Here is a 5,976-nt window from a genome sequence, read left to right on the forward strand (position 1 = left end):
TGCGCTTGGCAACCCCTGGAAGATTTGCTTATGACCCGTCCGCGTTTCCTGCCCGATAACTTCACCCTGGCCCTGATCGCCACGGTGATCCTCGCCTCCCTGCTGCCGGCCAGCGGCCAGACCGCCGTGGCCTTCGGCTGGGTCACCAACCTTGCTATCGCGCTGCTGTTTTTCCTGCACGGCGCCAAACTGTCGCGCCAGGCCATCGTCGCCGGGGCGGGGCACTGGCGTTTGCATCTGCTGGTGTTCAGCCTGACTTTCGTGCTGTTCCCGCTGCTGGGCCTGGCGCTCAAGCCGCTGCTGTCGCCGCTGATCGGCAACGACCTGTATATGGGCATCCTCTACCTCTGCGCGCTGCCGGCCACCGTGCAATCGGCGATTGCCTTCACCTCCCTGGCGCGCGGCAATATTCCGGCGGCCATCTGCAGCGCGGCGGCCTCGAGCCTGTTCGGCATCTTTCTCACGCCCTTGCTGGTGACCCTGCTGCTCAATGTGCACGGTGATGGCGGCTCCACCGTCGACGCGATCCTGAAGATCAGCGTGCAGTTACTGCTGCCGTTCGTCGCCGGCCAGATCGCCCGGCGCTGGATCGGTGACTGGGTTGGCCGCAACAAGTCCTGGCTCAAGTTCGTCGACCAGGGCTCGATCCTGCTGGTGGTCTACGGCGCTTTCAGTGAGGCGGTCAACGAAGGCATCTGGCACCAGATTCCGCTGTGGGAGCTGGGCGGCCTGGTGCTGGCGTGCTGCGTGTTGCTGGCGCTGGTGCTGGTGGCCTCCGCGCTGCTGGGCAAGGCGTTCGGCTTCAGCCAGGAAGACCGCATCACCATCCTGTTCTGCGGCTCGAAGAAAAGCCTGGCCACCGGCGTGCCGATGGCCCAGGTGTTGTTCGCCGGGGCGAGCATGGGTGTGCTGATCCTGCCGCTGATGCTGTTTCATCAGATCCAGTTGATGGTGTGCGCGGCCTTGGCCCAGCGCTATGCCAGGCGCCCGGAAAGCATTCCCGAGTTGATGACGCAGGTGGATCCGTGAGTCGGGGCTGATCAGGTCGATTCAACCGGGCGCTTAGGGCGTCGCGCTGACCCGTCATGCGATAACCGGGCAGGATCAGGGCCAACAGCGCCGCGAGAAACCTATAGAATGCTCAACGGCCCCGTGTGTCCTGCGCGGCCGTTTGATCACTGTCAGAGTACCTCGCCCCGCAATGAGCCTTTCAGCCGCAACCCCCCAAGCCAATTGGCAACCGGTCATCGCCCTGGCGTTGGCCGCCTTTGTATTCAATACCACCGAATTCGTGCCGGTCGGCCTGCTCAGCGCCATCGGCGCCAGCTTTGACATGCCCGTGGCCAGCGTCGGCCTGATGCTCACTATCTATGCGTGGATCGTGTCGCTGACGTCGCTGCCGGTGATGCTGCTCACGCGTAACGTCGAACGGCGCAAATTGCTTATCGTGCTGTTCGGCCTGTTTATCGTCAGTCATATCCTGTCCAGCGTGGCCACCAGTTTTGGCCTGCTGATGGTCAGCCGGATCGGCATCGCCCTGGCCCATGCGCTGTTCTGGTCGATCACCGCCTCCCTGGCGGTGCGTCTGGCACCCCAGGGCAAGCAAGTGCAGGCCCTGGGCCTGCTCGCCACCGGTACGTCCCTGGCGATGGTGCTCGGTATTCCCCTGGGCCGCCTGCTGGGCGAGGCCATGGGCTGGCGCACCACCTTCCTGGTGATTGCCGCGTTCGCCGCCGCGCTGGTGTTCTGGCTGTGGCGCACCTTGCCGCCGTTGCCGAGCCAGAACTCCGGCTCCCTGCGCAGCCTGCCGCTGCTGTTCAAGCGCCCGGCACTGGTGGCGCTCTACGTGCTCACTGCGATGACCGTCACCGCCCAGTTCACCGCCTACAGCTACATCGAACCCTTCGTCGAAGGCGTTGCCGGCCTGGGTGGCAGTGCGGTCACCCTGATCCTGCTGGTGTTCGGCGGCGCCGGCATCATCGGCTCGCTGCTGTTCAGCCTGGTGCATCGCTTCAACCCGCACGTCTTCGTGGTCAGCAGCGTGTTCCTGCTTGCGGCCTGCCTGGCACTGATGTTGCCGTTGAGCGGCGCCGAGTCCTATCTGGTGGGCCTGAGTGTGTTCTGGGGCATGGCGATCATGGGCTTCGGCCTGGCGATGCAGTCCAAAGTGCTGGTGCTGGCACCCGACGCCACCGACGTGGCCATGGCGATGTTTTCCGGCATCTACAACATCGGCATCGGCGGCGGTGCGTTGATGGGCAGTTGGGTCGGCAGCCACTTCGGCTTCGCCTGGATCGGCGCGGCGGGCGGGTTGCTGGCGGGGCTGGCGCTGGTGGGGTATTGCCTGGCGATTCGGCGGTTTGGGACGGGGGTGGTGCAGGGCTGAATCGACGGTTATCCATCTGATACACCTGGGTCCAAATGTGGGAGGGGGCTTGTCCTGATGCCGATCAGTTGGCGAAGATCCCTTGTGGGAGGGGGGCTTGCCCCCGATGGCGGCCTCTGGGCCGACCAGGATGTTGGATTGGACCGAGTACATATCCGTTTCTGCGGTGATGGCTGCTTAGGGTTCCGCTTTTACAGCGGCTCACTTTTGAAAAGCGCAAAAGTAAGCAAAACGCTCTTGCCCCACCACTCGGCACCTCGCCTGGGCTCGCTGTGCCAGCGTGGTTTAACGGGGCGCCCAGATCAAAAGCAAAAGCGCGGCGGCCTTAGAGCCGACCGGTATTTCGTGTCGACCCCGATCCAAATGTGGGAGGGGGCTTGCCCCCGATGGCGGTGTGTCAGTCACTGATGCACTTGCTGACTCTCCCTAGTCGGGCAAGCCCCTCCCACACAAAACCAACAGCGTATCCACCGGTGCTACAGATTTGGATAGTTTGCCCAGACACCGGACATCGCTGATCCGGCGCCTGACTAAAATCGGACAATTCCTACAGGAGCCATCAATGCCCATTGCTACCGTCTCGCGGGACCGCCCACCTCCCGTGGTGACGGCATGAACAGCAATGGAGTCGATTGTGCAAAAGCGTTTGATCGCCGAGTTTATCGGTACTTTCTGGCTGACGTTCGGCGGCTGTGGCAGCGCCATTCTGGCGGCGGCCTTTCCTGGGTTGGGCATTGGTTTCGTGGGTGTTGCGCTGGCGTTTGGTCTCACTGTACTGACCATGGCCTACGCGGTCGGGGGTGTCTCCGGTGGGCACTTCAACCCGGCGGTGACTATTGGCCTATGGGCAGGGCGGCGGATCGCTGCCGGTGATGTGCTGCCGTACATCTCGGCGCAGGTTGCTGGGGCGATTGCTGCCGCGGCGGCGCTGTACCTGATTGCCAACGGGCAGCCTGGTTTCACTGTGGGTGGTTTTGCCGCCAACGGTTACGGCCCCTTGAGCCCAGGCCTCTTTGACCTGAAGGCCGCACTGTTGGCTGAACTGATCGCCACGTTCTTCTTCGTATTCATCATTATGCGTGTGACTGCACCGGGGGCTGCTCCGGGCTTTGCGCCAATTGCCGTTGGCCTGGCGCTGACCTTGATTCACTTGGTGCTGATCCCGGTGACCAATACGTCGGTCAACCCGGCACGCAGCACCGGGCCAGCATTATTTGCCGCAGGTGAGTACCTTTCGCAGCTCTGGGTGTTCTGGCTGGCGCCGATTGTTGGCGGGGTTTTGGGGGCGTTGGCAGCTCGCACATTGGGCGAGCAAAAGCCGGCTTGATGCCTTATACGGTGGCGAGTGGGTTGCTCTCCACTGTAGGAGCGAGCTTGCTCGCGAAGAACTCACAGACACCGCGTTCATCCAGGATGCACGTGTTATCGTTGACGTTTTTCGCGAGCAAGCTCGCTCCTACAGTGCAAGGCAAGCTCCCTCGCCACAGGCCCGTGCAACGCCGAAGTTGTATCGGTAACGGTGGCGATAGGGGGCATCACAGCGCAGCCAGTACCTTTTCGAGTTTTTCCTGGTCACGCGCAAACTGGCGGATGCCTTCGGCGAGTTTTTCGGTGGCCATCGCATCTTCGTTGGAGGCCCAGCGAAACTGCGCCTCGTTGATGGACTGGCGCGCTTCGCCGGCGGCACCGGGCACCAGTTTACGATCGAGGGTGCCCTGGTCTTCATCGAGTTTTTGCAGCAACTCGGGGCTGATGGTCAAGCGATCACAGCCCGCCAGCTGTTCGATCTGGCTGAGGGTGCGGAAGCTGGCGCCCATGACCACCGTCTTAATGCCGTTGGCCTTGTAGTAGTTGTAGATCCGTGTCACCGACTGCACGCCCGGGTCGTCCGCGCCGGTGTAGTCCAGGCCGGTGTGCTTGCGATACCAGTCGTATATGCGGCCCACGAACGGTGAAATCAGAAACACACCGGCATCGGCGCAGGCCTGGGCCTGGGCGAACGAGAACAGCAGGGTCAGGTTGGTCTGGATGCCGACTTTTTCCAGGCGTTCGGCGGTGCGGATCCCTTCCCAGGTGGATGCCAGCTTGATCAGCACGCGGTCGCGACCGACCCCGGCCTGGTCATAGAGGGCGATCAACTGATTGGCTTTGGCCCACAGCGCGTCTTCATCGAAGGACAGTCGTGCATCGACCTCAGTGGAGATGCGTCCCGGAATCACCTTGAGAATGCCGCAGCCCACCGCCACGGAAAACTGATCGCAGGCCAGGCCCAGATCGCCTTTGGACAGGTCGAGCGCGCTACGCAGGATATCGCCGTAATGCGCGATGGCCGAGGCCTTGAGCAGCAGAGAAGGGTTGGTGGTGGCGTCCACCGGGCGCAGGCGGCTGATGGCTTCCAGGTCGCCGGTGTCGCAGACCACGGTGGTGAATTGCTTGAGTTGTTCGAGTTTGGACGTCATGCGTGCAGGCCTCCGATAAGGATTGGCGCAAACCCCTGTTGTACCACTTTCCGAGCAGTCATCGATGCATTCAGACAGGCGACACAGGCCAACTGTGGGAGGGGGCTTTTGATCGTTCCCACGCTCCGCGTGGGAATGCATCCCGTGACGCTCCGCGTCACCTGTACGCATTGAGTTGTCGGCGGGACGCGGAGCGTCCTAGGCGGCATTCCCACGCGGAGCGTGGGAACGATCAATTGGCTGACCCACCGCATCGGGGGCAAGCCCCCTCCCACATGGGTTATGGGTTGCTGGCTGGGCCGGTTTGCAGGCAATCCAGTGCGCGGTCGGCGAGGGTGCGGGCCATGTCGATCAAGTGCGCGGTCGAACAGGCCATGTCGCGCCGGGTGCCTTTGAGGCCTTCGGCGGTTTCGGTGGCCGTGGTGGCGGCGCAGCGTAGCAGCGAGGAAATGTTGGCGATGGCGTCTTCGAAGCTCAGGTCTTCGTGGGCAACAAAAACAGGATAGGGTGGATCGGGGACGATTTTGCTCATGGATATAGCTCCTACTCGGTTGGGGCGCCATCCGGTGCCGTTTCCACACGGCAGATTGGGTGGCAGCCATACGCGGGGTGGAAACCGGGGAGTAGGACCCAGTCAGACCGAAGTCTGCCCGCGTACAGCCGCCATTGAGCGTTTGCATACGATCATGACGCCTACTCATTCCCGGGTTTCCACACCCGATCGCTGATATGCAGCGACGAAGCGAAGGCTAGCCAGTGGATTGAGCAGGCGCAAGGCCGAAGGATTGTCTAGGAAACGTCCTGCAAATTAAAGGGATATGGCTTGCTGGCCTTTAACAATGCATGTCGAGCAGGCGATGCAGGTGTGGGAAACGACGCTCAAAAGTGGCTCTCACACCACCGGATCAGTATTGGCCCTCAACCAACCCGGAACCATTCCCCATTTCCCTTGTCCCCGCTTCCCATGTCACCCCCCGCCCCGCAAATCCCTTAATTTTCCAAGCCTGCCGGAAGCCTCTCCAGGCCCCCGGCTGCGCCCGTTGTTTTTTCAGGGCGCAGAGCAGCCGATTCAAGCGGCACAACGGAATACGGACATTCTTTTCAACCGTGACTTATCAGGCGGGTTTCCCC

5 protein-coding genes are annotated in these 5,976 nt (G+C 62.2%); 3 read left to right on the forward strand and 2 right to left on the reverse strand.

What is annotated here, in order from left to right; genetic code table 11:
- Positions 1-30 precede the first annotated feature (30 nt).
- The 3 genes from J1G34_RS03895 (at position 31) to aqpZ (ending at position 3,713) form a co-directional block, all read left to right on the forward strand.
- Positions 31-1,029, forward strand: a complete 999-nt coding sequence (locus J1G34_RS03895) for a bile acid:sodium symporter family protein (protein ID WP_222993380.1) — start codon at positions 31-33, stop codon at positions 1,027-1,029.
- A 172-nt stretch (positions 1,030-1,201) separates the two neighbouring features.
- Complete coding sequence (locus J1G34_RS03900) at positions 1,202-2,386, forward strand: sugar transporter (RefSeq protein WP_065892836.1); 1,185 nt, start codon at positions 1,202-1,204, stop codon at positions 2,384-2,386.
- A 622-nt stretch (positions 2,387-3,008) separates the two neighbouring features.
- Positions 3,009-3,713, forward strand: coding sequence for an aquaporin Z (gene aqpZ / locus J1G34_RS03905; protein WP_065892968.1), 705 nt, complete (start codon positions 3,009-3,011; stop codon positions 3,711-3,713).
- Positions 3,714-3,921: 208 nt separating this feature from the next.
- On the opposite strand, the gene tal is transcribed toward aqpZ, so the two are convergent.
- Both tal and J1G34_RS03915 read right to left on the reverse strand, forming a co-directional pair.
- Positions 3,922-4,845, reverse strand: a complete 924-nt coding sequence (tal, locus tag J1G34_RS03910; protein ID WP_065892969.1) for a transaldolase — start codon at positions 4,843-4,845, stop codon at positions 3,922-3,924.
- Between the two features lie 280 nt (positions 4,846-5,125).
- Positions 5,126-5,377, reverse strand: a complete 252-nt coding sequence (locus J1G34_RS03915; protein WP_065935908.1) for a DUF6124 family protein — start codon at positions 5,375-5,377, stop codon at positions 5,126-5,128.
- Positions 5,378-5,976: the final 599 nt, after the last annotated feature.

Origin of the sequence: Pseudomonas sp. Wu6 (assembly GCF_019891515.1) — a bacterium.
GTDB lineage: Bacteria > Pseudomonadota > Gammaproteobacteria > Pseudomonadales > Pseudomonadaceae > Aquipseudomonas > Aquipseudomonas orientalis_A.